The following is a 19,521-nucleotide window of genomic DNA, read 5'->3' as shown; positions in this document are numbered from 1 at the left end:
TTGCACCGAATACTATAAAGCAACAGCAATGTTTCCCGGTGGATAGCGAGAGTTCACTCTCAGTTACTGTCTCAGTTATTACCTGCGCGCTGGACCGCAAAACGGATCAGTTCCGCCTGTCCTTCGATGCCGAGTTTGCGCTTGATGTTCAGGCGGTGGGTCTCGACCGTGCGCACCGACAGATCGAGGTCGCGCGCGATCTGCTTGTTCGACTGCCCGGCTGCGATATGCTTGAGCACTTCCTGCTCGCGCGCCGTCAGCTGGTCGCTCGGCGTGGCCGGATTGGCAAGCTGGCGCGCCAGCGCGGCGCTGTAGTAGATGCCGCCGCCCATCACGGTTTCGATGGCCAGCACGATGTCCTTGCCCGGCGCGTCCTTCAGCACATAGCCGCGGGCGCCGGCCGCCATGGCCTGGCTCACGTATTCGGGCTTGTCGTGCATCGACAACATCAGCACCGCGATGCCGGGATAGCGCGCGGTGAGCTGGTAGGTGGCCTCGATGCCGCTCCCGCCGCGCATGTTCACGTCCATCAGCACCAGGTCTGGGTGGAACTCCCCGGCACGCGCCAGGGCTTCCTCGCCCGAACCGGCTTCGGCCACCACGGTCAGGTGGGGCGCCGACTCGAGCCGCGCGCGCAGGCCGTCGCGCACCAGCGGATGGTCGTCGACCAGCAGGATTTTTACCTCATTGACTTCATCATTCACTTCACCGCTCACGTCACCAATCACTGCCTTGCTCCTTCAAATCGATGCTGGCCACCACCCGGGTGCCCGTGGACGACGACGCGATCGAGAACCGCCCGCCGATCGCCTCCATGCGCTCCATCATATTCCTTAGCCCGATGCCGCGCTTGGGATGCACGGCCACGCCGTCCGTGTCGAAGCCCACGCCGTCGTCGGCGATGCACAGGCTCACCAGGTCGCCCACGCGCTCGAGCACCATCTCGATATGCCGCGCCTGGGCGTGGCGCTCGACGTTGGTCAGCGCCTCTTGCGCGATGCGGAACAGCACCGTACCCACGATCTCGGGCAGCGCATCCACCGCGCCGGCCGCGCGGAAGCGCACCGGCGCGCCCGCGTGCTCGCCGAATTCGCTGGCCAGGTGGTCCAGCGCCGGCGCCAGGCCCATATCGTCCAGCAGGGTCGGGCGCAGGTCGTGCGAGATCCGGCGCACCTCGCCCAGCAGCGTCTTGACCTGCTCGACGGTGCGCTCCAGCCCCGCGCGGCCCTGCTCGCGCCGCGCTTCGTCGCCGTCGATGCGGATGATGCCGGCCTCCAGCTGCAGCTTGACCGAGACCAGCGCCTGGCTGATCCCGTCGTGCAGGTCGCGCGACAGGCGCGCCCGCTCTTCTTCCTGCGATTCCACCACGCGCTGGGCCAGCGCCTTCAGCTTGGCGTCGGCCACCCTTCCCTCGCTGATGTTCAGGGCCAGGCCGCCGCCGGCCACGCCTACCGCCGCCACCGTGGCCAGCACCGCCATCCACAGCAGCGTCTCTTCGATATTGCGCGACTGCTGGGCGTCGACCAGCGCCAGCGCCGATTCGACGTCGTCGAGGTAGATGCCGGTGCCCATCACCCAGTTCCAGTGCGCGATCGGCACCACGTAGCCCAGCTTGGGCGCCGGCCGGTTGCTCGAGGGCTTGGCCCAGGTGTAGCGCAGGAAGCCGCCACCCCCGCTGGCCAGCGCGATCAGGCGCTGGATGGTGGGCGCGCCGGTCGAGTCGCGCCACTCCCACATATCGGTGCCGACCAGCTCCGGCTGGCGCGGGTGCATCAGGTTGGTGCCCCGGGTGTCGTAGACGAAGAAGTAGCCATCCTCGCCGTAGCTCAGGCTCGACAGGATGCGGATCGCTTCCCGCTGGGTGGCCGGGTCGCTGTCACCGGTGCGCGTGAGGTGGGCGATCGAGCGCGTCGCCAGCTCGACGTAGTGGCGCAACTCGGCCTCCTTGCTCGCCAGGTAGGCGTGCTGGATCGTGGCGCGCTGCTCGGCCGCCAGGGTCACGCCCTGCTGGCGCACGTAGAGCGCGATCGCGCACAGCGCCACCACCAGTGGCACGACGGCCAGCACGATCACTTTTTGCCTCAGCCGCATATGCCGTCCGCATGGTTTGAGTCGAAGGCCTGCATTCTACGTCCGATGGCAGGGATCGCCCTACGTAGCATTACGTAGAGACTGCGTAATCATGCGCTTGCGGTACTGACAATAGTGCAAGATACTCAACGGCATGCTGTAAATAATTGGCGTCGGCACGTACTGACGCAAAAGCATCAATCCACATCGGAGGAGTCACCCCATGAAACGTATCACGAGCATGCTCGGATGGATCGTCCTGTCCATCGTGGGCGCGTTTGCGCTCGGCTACATCGCGCTCAAGCGCGGTGAAACCATCAACGCCATCTGGATCGTCGCGGCCGCCGGCTGCGTCTACCTGATCGCCTACCGCTTCTATTCGCTCTACATCGCCACCAAGGTGATGGGTCTCGACCCCACGCGCCAGACCCCGGCCTGGAAGTACAACGATGGCCTCGACTACGTCCCCACCAACAAGAACGTCCTGTTCGGCCACCACTTCGCCGCGATCGCCGGCGCCGGCCCGCTGGTCGGCCCGGTGCTGGCGGCGCAGATGGGCTACCTGCCCGGCATGATGTGGATCCTGGCCGGCGTCGTGTTCGCCGGCGCGGTGCAGGATTTCATGGTGCTGTTCATGTCCACTCGCCGCGACGGCCGCTCGCTCGGTGACCTGATCAAGTCCGAGATGGGCGAGATCCCCGGCATGATCGCGCTGCTGGGCACCTTCATGATCATGGTGATCATCCTGGCGGTGCTGGCGCTGATCGTCGTGAAAGCCCTGACCGGTTCGCCGTGGGGCACCTTCACCGTGATGGCGACGATCCCGATCGCGCTGTTCATGGGGATCTACTCGCGCTACGTGCGGGTCGGCCGCATCGGCGAGATCTCGGCCATCGGCTTCGTGCTGCTGATGCTGGCCATCATCGGCGGCCAGTGGGTCCACGATTCGCCGACCTGGGGCCCGATGTTCACCTTCACCGGCACCGAACTGACCTGGATGCTGATCGGGTATGGCTTCGTAGCGGCAGTGATCCCCGTGTGGCTGCTGCTGGCGCCGCGCGATTATCTGTCCACCTTCCTCAAGATCGGCACCATCCTGGCGCTGGCGATCGGCATCATCGTGGTCGCCCCCGACCTGCAGATGCCGGCCGTGACCAAGTTCATCGACGGCACCGGTCCGGTGTGGTCGGGTAATGTGTTCCCCTTCCTGTTCATCACCATCGCCTGCGGCGCCGTCTCGGGCTTCCACGCGCTGATCTCGTCGGGCACCACGCCCAAGATGCTCGAGAACGAAACCCAGGCCCGCTTCATCGGCTATGGCGGCATGCTGATGGAATCCTTCGTCGCCATCATGGCGCTGATCGCCGCATCGACGATCGACCCGGGCATCTACTTCGCCATGAACAGCCCGGCGGCGCTGCTCGGCACCACCGCGCAATCGGCGGCGCAAGCCGTGTCGCAGATGGGCTTCGTGATCACGCCGGCCGAACTCGAACAGATGGCGCGCGACGTCGGCGAGCACACCATCATCTCGCGCGCCGGCGGCGCCCCGACCCTGGCGGTCGGCATGGCGCACATCCTGTCCAACGTCGTGGGCGGCCCGGCCATGATGGCCTTCTGGTACCACTTCGCGATCCTGTTCGAGGCGCTGTTCATCCTGACCGCGGTGGATGCGGGCACCCGCGCCGGCCGCTTCATGCTGCAAGACCTGCTGGGCGCCTTCGCCCCGTCGCTCAAGCGCACCGACTCCCTCCCGGCCAACCTGCTGGCCACCGGCCTGTGTGTCGCCGCCTGGGGCTATTTCCTGTACCAGGGCGTGGTCGATCCGCTGGGCGGCATCAACACCCTGTGGCCGCTGTTCGGCATCGCCAACCAGATGCTGGCCGGTATCGCGCTGATGCTGGGCACCTGCGTGCTGTTCAAGATGAAGCGCGCCAAGTACGCCTGGGTCACCGCGCTGCCGACCGTGTGGCTGCTGGCCTGCACCCTCACCGCCGGCTGGCAGAAGATCTTCCACGCCGATCCGCGCATCGGCTTCGTCTCGCACGCCAACAAATACCAGGCGGCGCACGACGCGGGCGAGATCCTGGCGCCGGCCAAGTCGATCCTCGACATGGAGCGCATCATCTTCAACGACTACGTCAACGCCAGCCTGGCCGGCTTCTTCATCTTCGTGGTGCTGGCGGTGCTGTTCTACGGCGTGCGCACGGTGATGGCGGCGCGCGCATCGAACGCGCCGACCGTGAAGGAATCGCCGTACGTCGCCATGCCGGCCGCGCAGGTGCAGTGATGTTCGGCACCCTGAAACAGGCCGGCAACTACCTCGGGCAGAGCCTGCGGCTGATGGTCGGCCTGCCCGAGTACGACACCTACCTGGCGCATATGGAGCGTACCCATCCGGACCAGCCTCCGATGACGTACGAGGAATTCTTCCGCGAGCGCCAGGAGGCGCGCTATGGGGGAAGCCGGGCGTCGTGCTGCTGACGGGCAGCACGAACTGATCCGACAAGGGGCGCCGCGGGCGCCCCTTTATTTGCGCCCGTCGATGCAAATTGCGACATGGAATTGTTCCCTTTGCCACATTTGCGGATTCGCAAAGCTGTCACCTCCCCTAGTGCGTATATTTTTTTCCTGCGGGTTCTTGCCCGCTAGGAGGATCTGCACCGTTGCCGGATCCGCTGCGCTGTGCCGTTTGCGGGAACCACGATGCAGAATTTCGAGCGCTCGAGCCTGAACCGGAAGCTGAACATCCTCTCGCTGCTCTCGACGGCGACCGCCCTGCTGTTCGTGTTCTGCGCCTTCGCCGTCACCTCCATCGTCAATCACCGCCAGGCCGAGAGCCTGCAACTGGCGGCCTTCGCGCGCGTGATCGGCGCGGCCACCTCCGGCGACCTGATGCTGGTCGACCGGCGCCAGGCCGGCGCCACGCTGGCGGCGCTGGAAGCCCAGCAGGATATCTCGGCGGCGGTGCTGTACGATCGTTTCGGGCGCTCGCTGGCCGAGTACCGCGCGCCGTCGCGGCTGGGCGCAGAACTGCCCTCGCTCGACGATCTCGGACTGGACACGCTCGACGACGCCAATCGCGCCGGCAGCTTCCTGCTGTCGCGCCACATGCGCGTGGTGCACGAGGTGCGCCATGGCGAGCTGCCGGTCGGCGCGATCATGATCGAGGCCGACCTGCTGCCGATGTGGCTCGAGATCCTGGCCAGCCTGCTGGTGATCGGGCTGGCGATGGGCGCCGCGCTGCTGGTCTCGCTGGGACTGGCGCGGCCGCTCAAGCGCAGCATCGCCGAACCGATCGCCAGGCTGATCCAGGCCGCGCAAAAGGTCTCGGTCAGCCAGAATTACGGCCTGCGCGTGCAGCACAAGCGCAGCGACGAACTGGGCGTGCTGATCGACAGCTTCAACACCATGCTGGCCCAGATCGAGGACCGCGGCGCGGCCCTGCTGCACCACCGCGACGAACTGGAACGCCAGGTCGGCGTGCGCACCGAGCAGCTGGAGAAGGCCAAGAACGCGGCCGAAGCGGCCAGCCGCGCCAAGAGCGGCTTTCTCGCCACCATGAGCCACGAGATCCGCACCCCGATGAACGGGGTGCTGGGCATGACCGAGATGCTGCTGGCCACCGAGCTGACCGAGGCCCAGCGCAGCTACACGCAGCTGGTCAAGCGCTCGGGCGAGCACCTCCTGGTGATCATCAACGACATCCTCGACTTCTCCAAGATCGAGGCCGGCAAGCTGACCATCGAATACATCAACTTCAACCTGTGGGACCTGCTGGACGACATCCACAACGTCTATACCCCGCAGGCGGCGGCCAAGGGCCTGGGCTGCGATTTCGACATCGCCAACGACATCCCGGTGGCGATCTGCGGCGACCCGAACCGGCTGCGCCAGATCATGGCCAACCTGATCGGCAATGCGATCAAGTTCACTACCGAGGGCCGCATCATGGCGCGGGTACGGGTGGCCGGCGAGGACGCGCAACGGGTGGCGCTGCGCTTCGAGGTGCACGACACCGGCATCGGCATCTCGCGCGACGCGCGCGCGCGCATCTTCAACGCCTTTTCCCAGGCCGACGATTCCACCACCCGCAAGTACGGCGGCACCGGCCTGGGGCTGGCCATCTCGAAGCAGCTGGTCGAACTCATGAAGGGCACGATCGGCGTCGAGAACGCGCCCAGGCAGGGCTCGATCTTCTGGTTCACGCTCAGCTTCGACAAGCGCCGCGTCGATCCCGACGCGCCCGGCCACCGCCAGCACACGCTGGAAGGACTGCGGGTGCTGGTGGTGGACGAACAGGAGGCCAGCCGCAAGGAACTGGTGCAGCAGCTGGAAGCCTGGCGCGCGGCCTGTGAGGGCGTGGGCAGCGCCGCGGCTGCTTTCGAACACCTGGTGAGCGCGGCGCGCGCCGGCCGGCCGTACGATGCGGCGGTGCTCGACATGGAGCTGACCCAGACCAGCGGCCTGGCGCTGGCGGCCTCGGTGCGGGCCGAGGCGGTTGCACGTTCGACCCACATCGTCCTGCTCAGTCCAGAGCGGTTGGCCGCCGATCCGGTCCAGCGGCGCGAGGCCGGCGTGGCCTACCAGCTGGTCAAGCCGGCGCGCGCGGCCGACCTGTATGCCTGCCTGACGGCGCGCGCGGCGCGGCTGCATCATCCGGCCGCCGCCACTGCCGCGCCATACGACGCTCCCCAGCCGACGCCGATGGCGCGCCAGCAGCCGGCGCGGCGCGCGCGGCGCGTGCTGCTGGCCGAGGACAATCCGGTCAACGTCGAAGTGGCCAGGGCAATGCTGGAGAGCCTGGGCCTGGAAACCCACTGCGCCACCAATGGCCAGGAAGCGCTGCATGCGGTGCACGAAGGCGGCTGGGACGCGGTGCTGATGGATTGCCAGATGCCGGTGATGGACGGCTTCGCGGCGACCGGGGAAATCCGGCGCCACGAGCGCGAGATGGGCCGCGCGCGCACCTTGCCCGTGATCGCGATCACCGCCAACGCGCTGCAGGGCGACCGCGAAGCCTGCCTCGCGGCCGGCATGGACGACTACCTGTCCAAGCCCTTCACCCAGCAGCAGCTGGCGGCCGTGATCGGGCGCTGGGTGGCGCTGCCGGTGCTGGCCGAACGCCACCATGACGACGACGCCGAACTGGCGCTCGACTTTTCGCCTGCGCCCCCGCCGCCTGCGCCGCCACCTCCCCCGGCACCGCCAGCGCCGCCGCAGGGTGACCCGGTCGACCGCGCCGCCCTCGACAATATCCGCGCGCTGAGCCGCGACGCCGGCGACGCCCTGGTGCAGAAGGTGATCAACGCCTACGTGGGCGACACCCCGCGCCACCTGCAGGCGCTACGCCAGGCAGTGACCGCGCGCGACGCCGAAAGCCTGCGCCGCATCGCCCACGGCCTCAAGTCGGCCAGCGCCAACATCGGGGCGGGTCGCCTGGCCGCGGCCTGCCGCGATCTCGAACAGCTCGGCCGCAGCGGCAGCGTCGACGGCGCCGCGCCCCTGCTGGCCGACATGGAGCGCGAATTCCAATCGGTGCGCCAGTCGCTCCACGCCATGCTTGAAAAGGAATCCTGACATGCCAGCCTTTGCCTCCACCCAGCGCGGGACGGTGCTCGTCGCCGACGACGATCCCGTCATGCGCCTCCTGATGCTCGAGATGCTGACCCAGGTCGGGATGGACGGCATCGAGGCCGGCGACGGCCTGGAAGCGGTCGAGCTGGCGCGCGAGCGCGTGCCGGACCTGATCCTGATGGACGTCGACATGCCGCGCATGGACGGCTTCACGGCCTGCCGCACGATCCGCGCCTTTGATCCGGACGGCGCCTGCGTCCCGATCGTCATGGTCACCGGCAGCGACGACGTCGAGGCCGTGACCCAGGCCTACGAGGTCGGCGCCACCGACTTCGTCTCCAAGCCGATCAACTGGCCGATCCTCGGCCACCGCGTGCTGTACGTGCTGCGCGCCAGCGACGCCATCGCCCGCCTGCGCATCGCCGACGCCCAGAACCGCGCCGTGCTCGAAGCCATTCCCGACACCTTCTTTCGCCTGAACGGGGACGGTTTCTATCTCGACTACGAGCCCGGCCAGGAACGTCAATCGTGTCCGGGACGGCCGGTGGGCACGCCACCTACCAGCGCGCGCTTCATCGGCAAGCACCTGTCCGACACGCTGCCGCCCGAGATCGCGGCGCGCATGCTGGAGCAGGTGGAGACCGTGCTCGCCACCCAGCAGGTGCGCTCGGTCGAGTACGAACTGATCGAATGCGGCGAGGTGCTGCACTTCGAGGCGCGCCTGGTGGCCACCAGCCCGTCCGAGGTGCTGGGCCTGGTGCGCGACATCAGCGAACGCAAGCGCGCCGAGGAACAGATCCGGCGCCTGGCCTATTGCGACGGCCTGACCGGCATCCCCAACCGGCAAGCCTTTCTCGAGACCCTGGAACGCGAGCTGCAGCGCGCCAAGATGGGCAACAAGAAGTTCGCGGTGCTGTTCATGGACCTCGATGCCTTCAAGCGCATCAACGACACGCTGGGCCACAACACCGGCGACCAGCTGCTCAAGATGGTCTCGGAACGCCTGCGCGAGACCACCCGTCCCAGCGACCTGGTCTCGCGCGGCGAAGGCGTCGAGCACGACGCCCGCGATGCCGCCAGCCTGGCGCGCCTGGGCGGCGACGAATTCACCATCCTGATTCCCGACCTGGAGCGGGTCGAGCACGCGCTGAACGTGGCCACCCGCGTCAAGGAAGCGATGCGGCGGCCCTTCCTGATCGAGGGCAACGAGATCTTCGTCACCGCCAGCATCGGCATCTCGCTGTTCCCCGAGGATGGCGACGATTGTGGATCACTGCTCAAGTTCGCCGACACCGCGATGTATCATGCCAAGAACTGCGGCAAGAACAACGCCAAGCTGTACAGCTCTTCGCTGACGATGCAGATCATGAGCCACGTGAAGCTCGAGGTGGGCCTGCGGCGCGCGCTGCAGAACGACGAGCTGTACCTGGTCTACCAGCCGCAGCGCGACGTACGCACGTCCGAGATCGTGGGGGTCGAGGCCCTGGTGCGCTGGCGCCATCCCGAGCGCGGCCTGGTGCCCCCGACCGAGTTCATCCCGCTGGCCGAGGAGACCGGCCTGATCGTCCCGATCGGCGAATGGGTGCTGCGCACCGCCTGCCGCCAGGCGCGCGCCTGGCAGCGCCTGACGCGGCGCCTGCTGCGCATCGCGGTCAACCTGTCGGCCAAGCAGTTCAAGGACGAGAACCTGTCGCAGATCGTGCTGTCGGCCCTGAACGAGACCGGGCTCGAGCCGCGCCTGCTGGAACTGGAGCTGACCGAAGGCACGCTGATGGACGATGCGCGCGCCACGCTGGTCACGCTCGAGCAGCTGCGCGGCATCGGCGTGCACCTGTCGATCGACGACTTCGGCACCGGCTATTCATCGATGAACTACCTGAAGCGCTTCGACGTGCGCGCCCTCAAGATCGACCGCAGCTTTATCGCCGGCCTGCCCCAGGATTCGGAAAACGCGGCCATCACGCGCGCCATCATCGCCATGGCCCACGGCCTCAAGATGGTGGTAGTGGCCGAGGGCGTCGAGACCGGCGAGCAGCTGCTGCTGCTCGAGGAATATGGCTGCGACATGGTGCAGGGCTACTACCTCGGCCACCCTTCCAGCGCCGAGAAGATCACCGAGATACTGCAGCATGCGCAGCAGGCCTTGCCGGTGAAGTGATGGCGGCTAACCCACCATATCGCAGCCAGCAGCCCAAGCACGTCGTTCCCGCGCAGGCGGGAACCTAAGTTCGTACCGCTGCCACTTGGATCGAACGCAGCCTGGCTGCATGCAAGCTTGGGTTCCCGCCTGCGCGGGAACGACGTGCCGAAGCTGCTACCGAAGACGCGCGTTAGCGCTACTCACGGCACGAACCGCAACGTATGCTTCACCGCCCCCGGCAACAACGGCACCGGCTTGCCCTCGACCCAGGCCGCGTGGTCCAGCAGGAAGAACGGCGACAAGGGATGCCCGCTCTGCCCGCCCGGCATATTGTATAAACCCTCCTCTTCGCGTCCCGGCGACACGGTCAGCCGCTCCGACTGGCCGAACTTCGGTCCGGCCACGCGCGGCATGTGGGCGTCGCCCGCCAGCGGCTGGCTCGGCGCGGCGAGCCAGGGGCGCAGCGCGGGCACGGCCATGCTGATCGGATGCGCGATGTCCGCGGTGTTGCGCTGGCCCCAGGTGGCCTCGGCCAGCGGCGTGCCGGCATCGACCAGGGCCGCGATGGCGCGGTCCACCGCCGCCAGCTCCAGGTCGCGCCACGATGCATGGCCGGCCGGCAGCCAGCCCGGCGGCCGCTCGTCCAGCAGGCGCGCGGCCACCGCCGGCCAGCGCGTGCTGGCCGCGGCTGCGCTGGCCTTCGGATCGATCTCCTTCAGCGCCGCATTGACGCCGCCGTACAGCAGATCGTGCACGGCCCACATGAAGTCGCGCGCCAGCCGATAGCCGATCGACTCGACGCTGGCGCGCCCGCTCCAGCTGGTCTCCAGCAGGCGCCGGAACTCGGCGCGCTGCGGGTGGCCGGCGAGCGAGCGCGCATCGAGCGCGGCCAGGGCGCGCTGGCGCCACTGGCCGACCAGGATCGCGCGGTCATCCATGGCCCCGTCGAAGGCGCGGCGCACGTCGACCCGGTCGCCCATGGCTTGCAAGCCCTCGTGCAGCTGGCGGTTGCGCTGGCCCAGGTCGTAGCCGCCGTCGCCCAGCAGCGCGGATCCCGCACCAAGCAGCTGGCGGCTGTTGGCGGTCGTGATCTGGCCGTCGGCGGGATTCAGGATGCGCGGATAGTCGGCGTAGGGCAGCGCCTCGCTCCAGGTCTGCGCCGCGCTGCCGGCGGCGAGCGGGAAGCCGGCGGCAAGGCTGGCCGCCTGGCCGTCGGCGGTGCGGCGCGGCAGCAGGCCGGCGACCGTCCAGCCGATATTCCCCAGCACGTCGCCGGCGACGAAGTTCTGGGCCGGGATGCCGTTGCTGGCGGCGGCGGCCAGCGCTTCCTCGACGTTGGCTACCCGCTCGAGTTTCAGGTGATTCATATTGAGCGCGGCCGGATCGTGGGCGATCCAGTGCAGCGCATAGCTGCGCCCCGCCACCTCGCGGATCGGGCCGAGCGAAGTCTCGCGCACGACCATGCGCTCGGCCGCGGCGCCTTTCACGGCGATCGCCTCGACGTGCTCGCGCGGCGTCTCCCAGCCGCCCGGCAGGCCTACCTGGCCTGGCCGGGCCGGGTCGACCTGCAGTTCGACCAGGTCGAGCGAATCGGCATAGCTGTTGGTGAAGGCCCACGCCACCTGGCCATTGCTGCCGACGATGACGGACGGCGGCGCCCCGGGCAGGCTGACGCCGGCCAGGCGACGCTGGCCGCCGGGCGCACTTGGGTCGGGAAAGCGCAGCGCGAGGCGGTACCAGATGTTCGGCAGGCGCAGGCCCAGGTGCATGTCGTCGGCCACGATGGCCGCGCCGGTGCTGCTGCGGCTGCCGGCCAGCGCATAGTTGTTGCTGCCGACCGAATCGGTGACCTCCAGGCCGGCCAGCCTGACCGGCGCGCCGGGTGCATCCGGCGCGGCGCCCCACCAGGCCGGGGCCTGCGGCGGCAATGGGCTTGCCGCCTTTGCCGCGCCCTGGTCCAGGGTCGCATCGAATCCGGTCGCCTCGGGCAGCAGGAAAGCCAGCTGCGCCTCGTCGCTGTGCGCGCGCAGCCAGCCGCGCGCCAGTTCGCGCGCCTGCTGGGCGCCTTGCAGGTCGATGTACATGGCCCACACCACCAGCAGCGAATCGGGCGCCGTCCACGGCCGTGGCGCCACGCCGGTCAGCGCGTATTCGAAGGGCCGCGCGCCGAGTGCGTCGAGACCCTCGTTGACGCCTTGCGCATAGCGTTCCAGCAGCGCGCGTTCCGGCGCCGGCAGCCGCGCCAGCGTGTCCAGCGCGCGGGCGCGGAAGCGATGCAATCGATGCGTGCGGTCGGTAGGCAGCGCCGCCGCGCCGAACAGCTCGGCCAGCTCGCCGGCCGCCGTGCGGCGCAACAAGTCCATCTGGAAGAAGCGTTCCTGGCCATGCACGAAGCCGGTCGCATAGGCGACGTCGAGCCGGCTGGCGCCACTGATCAGGGGCACCCCTCCGGCATCGCGCTCGACCCTGACTTCGCCCGCCAGGCCGGCCACCCGGCGCTCGCCGTCGAGCTGGGCCAGGCTGGCGCGCAGGAACAACCAGATGGCCAGCGCCGCCAGCAGCACGAGCGCCAGCAGCGCCCCGGCCCCGCGCAGGGTCCAGGTCTTCCATCGGGACCTGCCCAAGGGTTTGTCCATACGTCGCGTCTCCTTATTTTGGGGGCGTATCTTGCCAGAAAATTCACGCCGTATACGAATTGGTGCGAGAAAAATACCTCATTGCACGCGGTGTCATGGGCGCATCCACTACGTCTCCGGCGGCGTAGCTGCTGATGTCGTTGAAGGCGGACACATCCATCCCCATGTACGACAATGAAGAATGTGAAGAAATCTCACTATTCGTTTGTCATCGCACACGCGGCGCGTGCGGGTGATGCTATTCTGGAATCATGCCGCGCGATGCGGCGGGAGGAACTGTCATGGAAAACGTCAACAAGGGCGCAAGAATGCCTGCCATCGTGCGCACGTCCGCCGCCATCGGCCTGGCCCTGCTGGCCGCCGCCTGTTCGACGCCGCAAGAAAAATCGGCGCGCGCGCAGGCCGAGATGGCGGAACTCATGAATATTTACGGCCCGGCATGCAGCCAGCTGGGCTATAGCGCGAACACCGATCCATGGCGCGAATGCGTGCTGCACCTGGGCACGCGCGAGGAATTGCAGCGCATGGGCAATGGCGCCGGCGCATATGGCGCCTGGGGGCCTCGCTATCGCGGCGGCTACTGGGGTCCTTACTGGTAAGAGCCGGCCCCGGCATAGGACTGTTCGTCGAGCGCGTGGCCCTGGGTCGCGCAGCCCGGCTTTGCGCAGTCCGGCTTTCCGCAGCCCGCGGCATCCTGCGGCAGCAGTTTGCAGTAGTGCATGAGTAACCCGTCGAACACCGTCTCCCAGTCGAACGACGATTCGACCTTGCGCCGCGCATTGGCGCCGAGCGCCGCCAGGTCGCGGGCGGCCGCATGCCTGATCGCCTCGGCCAGGCTGTCGGGGCTATTGGGCCGCGCCAGCACTCCCGTCGCGTCGTCGACCAGTTCGGCAAGTCCGCCGGCGCCCGCCGCCACCACCGGCAGGCCACACCCCATGGCCTCGAGTACGATCAGGCCGAATGTTTCGCAATCGCCTGGGTGCACCAGCAAGTCGCAGCTGGCCAGCAGGCGCGCCAGCGCGCACTGGTCGCGCTGGAACGGCAGGCGACTGATCCGGGCGCCCTTCGGGATATCGAAGGCGGCCTCGCCGGGCCCCACCATCAGCAAGTGGTAGCCGGGACCGAGCCGGGCCATTGCCGCCAGCAATACATCCAGTTTCTTGTCGGCCGTGAAGCGTCCGGCATACACCAGCAGGCAGGCTCCGGGCGCCACGTCCAGTTCGGCGCGCACGGCGGCATCGCGCCGGTCGGGATGGAAGACGGTGCAATCGATGCCGAGCGGCTGGTGCAGCGCGCCGTGCACCCCCATCGCGTGTAGTTGCCCGACCATCAGCCGGCTCGGCGCCAGCACCAGGTCGAACTGGCCGTACAGCTGCGCCAGGTAGCGCCGGGTGAGCTGGGCGGCATGCAGGCCGAAGCGGTTCTCGACCAGGCGCGGCAAATCGGAATGGTAGAAGGCCACGACCGGGATGCGCAGCCGGTCGCGCGCGCGCAGCGCAGCCCAGGCGCAGTGGCCGGCGTCGCCCACTTCGACCAGGTCGGGCCGCAAGCGGCGCAGGCGGCGGGCGATGGCGGCGACCGACAGCGGCATGCGGTAGCCGTGAAAACCGGGCAAGGCCAGGCTTGGGAGGCGCAGGCATGCCGAAGCGGCATGCGTTGCGCGCGCGACGTCTGTCGCCACACCTCCCGCCGCATCGCGGTTCGGACTCAGGATCGTGTGCCGCGCGCGGCCCTGGCGCGCCAGCCACGCCGACTTGGCATTCAGGTAGGTGCTGACGCCACCGCCCTCGGCGGCATAGAACATCGTGAGGTCGACGATATGCATGGCCGGCTCGCAGAAAAATCCACGATAGCAGCGGCCCACCAACCGGGCTTGCGCACACGCAGGACGCGCGTCCAGGGACCGCGCTACCGGATCGGGATTGCGGACATCAGGCGCTGCGGCGGTCGAGCATGGCGCGCGCGATCGTGCCGGCGTCGACATACTCGAGCTCTCCGCCCACCGGCACGCCGCGCGCCAGGCGGCTCACCTTGAGGCCGCGCGCCTTGAGCATTTCGCTGATGTAGTGGGCGGTGGCTTCGCCCTCGTTGGTGAAATTGGTCGCGAGCACCACTTCGCCGACGACGCCATCGGTGGCGCGGTTGACGAGCTTGTCCAGGGCGAGGTCGCGCGGGCCGATGCCGTCCAGCGGCGACAGCCGGCCCATCAACACGAAGTACAGTCCGCGCCAGGTGAGCGTCTGCTCGATCATGATCTGGTCGGCCGGGGTCTCGACCACGCACAGCAGGGTGTGGTCGCGCTCCGGGTCGGCGCACAGCTCGCAAATTTCAATGTCGGAGAAGGTATTGCACTTGGCGCAGTGGTGCACCGTGTCGACCGCCTGGTAGAGCGCGCGCGACAGTTGCGCGGCGCCCTCGCGGTCGTGCTGCAGCAGGTGGAATGCCATGCGCTGGGCCGACTTGGGGCCCACGCCCGGCAGGCGGCGCAGCGATTCGATGAGAAATTCGAGCGAGGTCGACATGTGGGGCGTCCCGCCGGCAGGCGCCGGCCGGGACTGGTATCAATGGATCAGAAAGGCATCTTGAAGCCAGGCGGCAGGCCCGGCATGCCGGCGGTCAGGCCACTCATCTTCTCGGCGGCGGTCGCCTCGGCCTTGCGCACGGCGTCGTTGAACGCGGCCGCGACCAGGTCTTCCAGCATGTCGCGGTCGTCGCCCAGCAGCGACGGGTCGATGGTGACGCGCTTGACGTCGTTCTTGCAGGTCATGACGACCTTCACCAGGCCGGCGCCCGACTGGCCTTCGACTTCGATCTGAGCCAGCTGCTCCTGCGCCTTCTTCATATTGTCCTGCATGGCTTGCGCCTGTTTCATCAAGCCTGCGAGCTGGTTTTTCATCATGGTGGGTTTCTCCAAAAGTCGGATGGGTGATTGATCGGCAACGGGCGCTCAGGCGACCTTGACCGAGCCGGGCACGACGAACGCGTCGAAGCGTCGCTCGAGCTCCTGCACGAAAGGATCGGCGGCGACGATGGACTCGGCCAGGCGCTGGCGCTCCTCGCGCGCCGCTTTCTGTTCGGCCCCGGCTGTATACCACACCGGGCCGATCTCGGACTCCACGTTCACGCGGAAGTCAGGGAAATGTTCTTGCAGCGCAGCCGCCAGCTTCTCGCTATTGCCGCTGGCGCGCAGCGTATCGACCGGCACGCGCAGTTTAAAAGTGGCCGAACGGTCGTGCACGACGCAGGCAACCAGTTCGGTCTGCAGCGCCAGCTGCTGGGCCACGCCGCGCAGCGGCAGGCTGCCGGCCAGCGCCGGCCAGTTGCCGTCCCAGGCGATCTCTGGCACGGGCGTGACGACATAGGCGTGCGGCGGCGCGGCCGGGGCCCGCACCTGGGGCGCGGGCGCGACCACGGCCGGCGCCTCGGCGGCGACTGCCGTGTCGTCGGAAAAATCGGTGACCCAGGACGGCACGTCGTCGTCCGGCTGCTGCTGCGGCTGCTGGCGGGCCTGCATGGCCGCTTGTGACTGCGGCTGCTGGGCCATGGCCTGCGCCTGCCCGCCATCCCATGGCGGCGGGGCGGAAGCGGCGCGTGCCTGTGGTGCCGACGGCGGTGGGGACGACAGCGCGGCCGACGGTCCGGGCGCCGCTGGCGGCGGCGCCGTGGGCGCTGGCGCCGGCGCGACCGGTTCGGCCACCGGACGCTTGGGCGGGGTGCGGATGCCCGAGGCGGCGCGCGCCGCCTCCAGCGCCGCATTGATCGCGGCCCGCGCCGACGTCATCGCCGGCGCGCCGGGGGCGGCGGCCCCCGCGTTGGGCTGCGCAGGCGCCGGCGCAGCAGGTGCAGCCGGCGCCGCCGAAGGCGGGACCGACCGCGGCGTCACCGCCGCATGGCTGGCCGCAGCCGCCGCGGCGGCGCGCGCAGGCGACGCGCCTACCGGAGCGGCGGCGGGCGGCGCGGCCGATGCTTCGGCTCCACCCTGTCCGGGGCGAAAGGCCAGCATGCGCAGCAGGGTCATGGTGAAGCCGGCATATTCGTCCGGCGCCAGGCCGATCTCGTTGCGGCCGTGCACGGCGATCTGGTAATACAGTTGCACTTCCTGCGGCTCGAAGACCCCGGCCAGGCGCATGATGTCGGCCAGCTCGGGCAGGTCTTGCGGCACGGCGCCGGGCACCGACTGCGCCAGCGCGATCCGGTGCAGCAAGGTGCCCAGGTCTTGCAGCGCGCCGTTGTACGACAGGCTGCGGCTGGCCATCTCGTCGGCCACCGCCATCAGGTCGGCGCCGTCCTGCGCCGCCAGGGCGTCGAGCAGACGCACCAGGTAGGATTGGTCGAGCGCGCCGAGCATGCCCTGCACCGCATCGAGCGTGACCTGGCCGGCCGCATAGGCGATCGCCTGGTCGGTGAGCGACAGCGCGTCGCGCATCGAACCGTGCGCGCCTTGCGCCAGCAGGCGCAGCGCCGGCTGCTCGAAGCTCACGCCTTCCTGGCCCAGGATGTTCTCGAGGTGGCCGACGATATGGCCCGGCGGCATTTGCTTGAGATTGAACTGGAGGCAGCGCGACAGCACCGTCACGGGAATCTTTTGCGGATCGGTGGTCGCCAGGATGAACTTGACGTGCGGCGGCGGTTCCTCAAGCGTCTTGAGCATCGCGTTGAACGCGTGATTGGTGAGCATGTGCACTTCGTCGATCATATAGACCTTGAAGCGCGCATTGCTCGGCGCGTAGACCGCCTGTTCCAGCAACTGGGCCATTTCGTCCACGCCGCGGTTGGACGCCGCATCCATCTCGATGTAGTCGACGAAGCGGCCGGCGTCGATCGCGCGGCAAGCCTCGCATTGTCCGCACGGCTCGGCGGTGATGCCGCCCTGCCCGTCAGGTCCGGTGCAATTGAGCGACTTGGCCAGGATGCGCGACAGGGTGGTCTTGCCGACCCCGCGCGTGCCCGTGAACAGATAGGCATGGTGCAGCCGCTCCGTGCGCAAGGCATGGGTCAGCGCACGGACGACGTGCTCCTGGCCAACCAGCGTTTCGAAGTTCCTGGGACGGTATTTGCGGGCGAGGACTTGATAGGACATGCCACGATTTTACCGCAGATGGCGGTCGTCGCGAACATTCGGCGGGCGGGCTCTTGTGTAACGGGAATGAAAACGGAGCCCATGGACGTGCGAACGCCAACGCGGGACAACAAGAGAGAGGGAGTTGCTGTGGGAGAGAGGAGATAAGAGGCGAGCCTGATCTGCGGCACTTGCGGTGAACGGCTTTGGCTGCTTCGTTCCCGACCTGACCAGGTAAACCATGCCACAATGCGCAGGGGCCCGCCAGCACTCATTATACCCCAGGGTGTACGGTTTGGGGAAATGGCAGGGGGGGGGCGCGGCAGCGGCCGCCCCTGCCTGGAGCGATCAGATGCCCAATTGCCCCCAGATCTCATCCACCTTCTTCTTGACCGCCGGCTCCATCACGATCGGCGTCCCCCACTCGCGATTGGTTTCACCCGGCCATTTATTGGTGGCGTCGACCCCCATCTTGCTGCCCAGGCCGCTGATCGGCGACGCGAAGTCGAGGTAGTCGATCGGGGTGTTGTCGACCATGACCGTGTCGCGGGTCGGATCCACGCGAGTGGTGATGGCCCAGATCACCTCTTTCCAGTCGCGCACATTGACGTCCTCGTCGACCACGACGATGAACTTGGTATACATGAACTGGCGCAGGAAACTCCAGACGCCGAACATCACCCGCTTGGCGTGGCCCGCGTACTGCTTCTTCATCTGCACCACCGCCATGCGGTAGCTGCAGCCTTCCGGCGGCAGATAGAAATCGGTGATTTCGGTGAACTGCTTCTGCAGCAGCGGAATGAAGACTTCGTTCAGCGCCACGCCCAGCACGGCCGGCTCGTCCGGCGGCTTGCCGGTATAGGTCGAGTGGTAGATCGGATCGCGCCGCATCGTGATGCGGTCGATGGTGAACACCGGGAAACTGTCCTGTTCATTATAGTAGCCGGTGTGGTCGCCATATGGCCCTTCGAGCGCATGCTCGAAGCCGGACGGGTGGTTCTCGTCCGGGTAGATATGCCCTTCGAGCACGATCTCGGCTGACGCCGGCACCATCAGTTCGCTGCCGATCGCCTTGGTGAGCGAGGTGCGGCTGCCGCGCAGCAGGCCGGCGAACTGGTATTCGGACAGCGTGTCCGGCACCGGCGTCACGGCGCCCAGGATGGTGGCCGGGTCGGCGCCCAGCGCCACCGCGATCGGATACGGCTTGCCCGGATTGGCCAGCGCGTGCTCGCGGAAATCGAGCGCGCCGCCGCGGTGCGCCAGCCAGCGCATGATGACTTTATTGGGCCCCAGCACCTGCTGGCGGTAGATGCCCAGGTTCTGGCGTTTCTTGTTCGGCCCCTTGGTGATCACCAGGCCCCAGGTGATCAGGGGCGCGACGTCGCCCGGCCAGCAGTGCTGGATCGGCAGGCGGCCGAGGTCGACGTCCTTGCCTTCCCAGACGATTTCCTGGCAGGGGGCGCCCTTCACTTCTTTCGGCGCCATATCCCATACCGCCTTGACGAGCGAGCCCATGCCCATGATGTCCTTGAAACCTTTTGGCGGCTCGGGCTCCTTCAGGCGCGCCAGCACGTGGCCGATTTGACGCAGCTCACTCAAATCCTCCGCCCCCATGCCCAGCGCGACCCGTTTCGGGGTGCCGAACAGGTTGCCGAGGACGGGGATCGTGTGCCCGGTCGGTTGCCGGAACAGCAGCGCGGGGCCTTCGGCGCGCAGGGTGCGGTCGCAGATCTCGGTCATTTCGAGATTCGGCGATACCGGAATGTCAACATGTTTGAGCTCGCCCATGCGTTCGAGCTGGGCCATAAAATCTCGCAAGTCTGTATATTTCATCAAGTTTTGTGCATTTCTTCGATTGCAGAACGTAAGTGAGAGGGTGGAGCCAAGTGATTGATTCGTCAAGTATTTCCATTTGGAAGGCCACCTCATCAGAACCAAAAGTTATAAGAGACGAACGTGCTAGGGTTGACTTGATATAAGCTCCGCCCCTACAATCCGTCCTACTTGATGAGACGGCCTTACTTTTTTTGCCACAATTT

At 67.7% G+C, this 19,521-nt stretch carries 13 protein-coding genes and 1 other RNA gene; 5 read left to right on the top strand and 9 right to left on the bottom strand.

Going from position 1 to position 19,521, the window contains the following annotated elements; genetic code table 11:
- Positions 1 to 71 precede the first annotated feature (71 nt).
- On the bottom strand, positions 72 to 728 hold the full coding sequence (locus tag J3U95_RS22325; RefSeq protein ID WP_370662102.1) for a response regulator transcription factor: 657 nt from the start codon (positions 726 to 728) through the stop codon (positions 72 to 74).
- Positions 718 to 2,091, bottom strand: a complete 1,374-nt coding sequence (locus tag J3U95_RS22320) for a cache domain-containing protein (protein WP_208280831.1) — start codon at positions 2,089 to 2,091, stop codon at positions 718 to 720. The genes J3U95_RS22325 and J3U95_RS22320 overlap by 11 nt, the downstream gene beginning before the upstream one ends.
- Before the next feature lie 202 nt (positions 2,092 to 2,293).
- On the opposite strand from J3U95_RS22320, the gene J3U95_RS22315 reads away from it, so the two are divergent.
- The 4 genes from J3U95_RS22315 (at position 2,294) to J3U95_RS22300 (ending at position 9,805) form a co-directional block, all read left to right on the top strand.
- Complete coding sequence (locus tag J3U95_RS22315) at positions 2,294 to 4,360, top strand: carbon starvation CstA family protein (RefSeq protein WP_208280830.1); 2,067 nt, start codon at positions 2,294 to 2,296, stop codon at positions 4,358 to 4,360.
- The gene (locus J3U95_RS22310; RefSeq protein WP_109344227.1) at positions 4,360 to 4,554 is read left to right on the top strand and encodes a YbdD/YjiX family protein; all 195 of its coding nucleotides are present in this window, start codon (positions 4,360 to 4,362) and stop codon (positions 4,552 to 4,554) included. Before J3U95_RS22315 ends, J3U95_RS22310 begins: the two co-directional genes overlap by 1 nt.
- A 222-nt stretch (positions 4,555 to 4,776) precedes the next feature.
- Entirely contained in the window at positions 4,777 to 7,650 is a 2,874-nt protein-coding gene (locus tag J3U95_RS22305; RefSeq protein ID WP_208280829.1) for a hybrid sensor histidine kinase/response regulator, read from the top strand.
- A gap of 1 nt (position 7,651) precedes the next feature.
- Positions 7,652 to 9,805: a putative bifunctional diguanylate cyclase/phosphodiesterase gene (locus tag J3U95_RS22300; RefSeq protein WP_208280828.1), complete on the top strand. Its 2,154-nt coding sequence runs from the start codon at positions 7,652 to 7,654 to the stop codon at positions 9,803 to 9,805.
- 182 nt (positions 9,806 to 9,987) lie between these two features.
- Here the strand turns inward: J3U95_RS22300 and J3U95_RS22295 are convergent, their stop codons facing one another.
- Positions 9,988 to 12,423, bottom strand: coding sequence for a penicillin acylase family protein (locus tag J3U95_RS22295; RefSeq protein ID WP_208280827.1), 2,436 nt, complete (start codon positions 12,421 to 12,423; stop codon positions 9,988 to 9,990).
- Positions 12,424 to 12,704: 281 nt separating this feature from the next.
- Here J3U95_RS22295 and J3U95_RS22290 point away from each other — a divergent pair, with 281 nt between their 5' ends.
- Positions 12,705 to 13,022 (top strand): hypothetical protein, encoded by a 318-nt coding sequence (locus tag J3U95_RS22290; RefSeq protein ID WP_208280826.1) that lies wholly within the window; start codon positions 12,705 to 12,707, stop codon positions 13,020 to 13,022.
- On the opposite strand, the gene J3U95_RS22285 is transcribed toward J3U95_RS22290, so the two are convergent.
- The 6 genes from J3U95_RS22285 to ubiD form a co-directional block, all read right to left on the bottom strand.
- A complete protein-coding gene (locus tag J3U95_RS22285) occupies positions 13,013 to 14,248 on the bottom strand; it encodes a glycosyltransferase (protein WP_208280825.1) in 1,236 nt (411 codons plus the stop codon). The two genes, J3U95_RS22290 and J3U95_RS22285, sit on opposite strands and share 10 nt — an antisense overlap.
- Before the next feature lie 106 nt (positions 14,249 to 14,354).
- Complete coding sequence (gene recR / locus J3U95_RS22280) at positions 14,355 to 14,945, bottom strand: recombination mediator RecR (RefSeq protein WP_109344233.1); 591 nt, start codon at positions 14,943 to 14,945, stop codon at positions 14,355 to 14,357.
- A gap of 47 nt (positions 14,946 to 14,992) precedes the next feature.
- Positions 14,993 to 15,322: a YbaB/EbfC family nucleoid-associated protein gene (locus J3U95_RS22275; protein WP_005671283.1), complete on the bottom strand. Its 330-nt coding sequence runs from the start codon at positions 15,320 to 15,322 to the stop codon at positions 14,993 to 14,995.
- Positions 15,323 to 15,370: 48 nt separating this feature from the next.
- Positions 15,371 to 17,503: a DNA polymerase III subunit gamma/tau gene (locus J3U95_RS22270; RefSeq protein WP_208280824.1), complete on the bottom strand. Its 2,133-nt coding sequence runs from the start codon at positions 17,501 to 17,503 to the stop codon at positions 15,371 to 15,373.
- Positions 17,504 to 17,649: 146 nt separating this feature from the next.
- Positions 17,650 to 17,748, bottom strand: an RNA gene (gene ffs, locus J3U95_RS22265) — signal recognition particle sRNA small type.
- 82 nt (positions 17,749 to 17,830) lie between these two features.
- Positions 17,831 to 19,315 carry a 4-hydroxy-3-polyprenylbenzoate decarboxylase gene (gene ubiD / locus J3U95_RS22260; RefSeq protein ID WP_208280823.1) on the bottom strand — a complete coding sequence of 495 codons (1,485 nt, stop codon included), beginning with the start codon at positions 19,313 to 19,315 and terminating at the stop codon, positions 17,831 to 17,833.
- Positions 19,316 to 19,521: the final 206 nt, after the last annotated feature.

It is taken from the genome of Massilia oculi (assembly GCF_017582745.1).
GTDB classification, from domain to species: domain Bacteria; phylum Pseudomonadota; class Gammaproteobacteria; order Burkholderiales; family Burkholderiaceae_D; genus Telluria; species Telluria oculi_A.
This window is presented reverse-complemented; position numbering and strand designations above follow the sequence as displayed.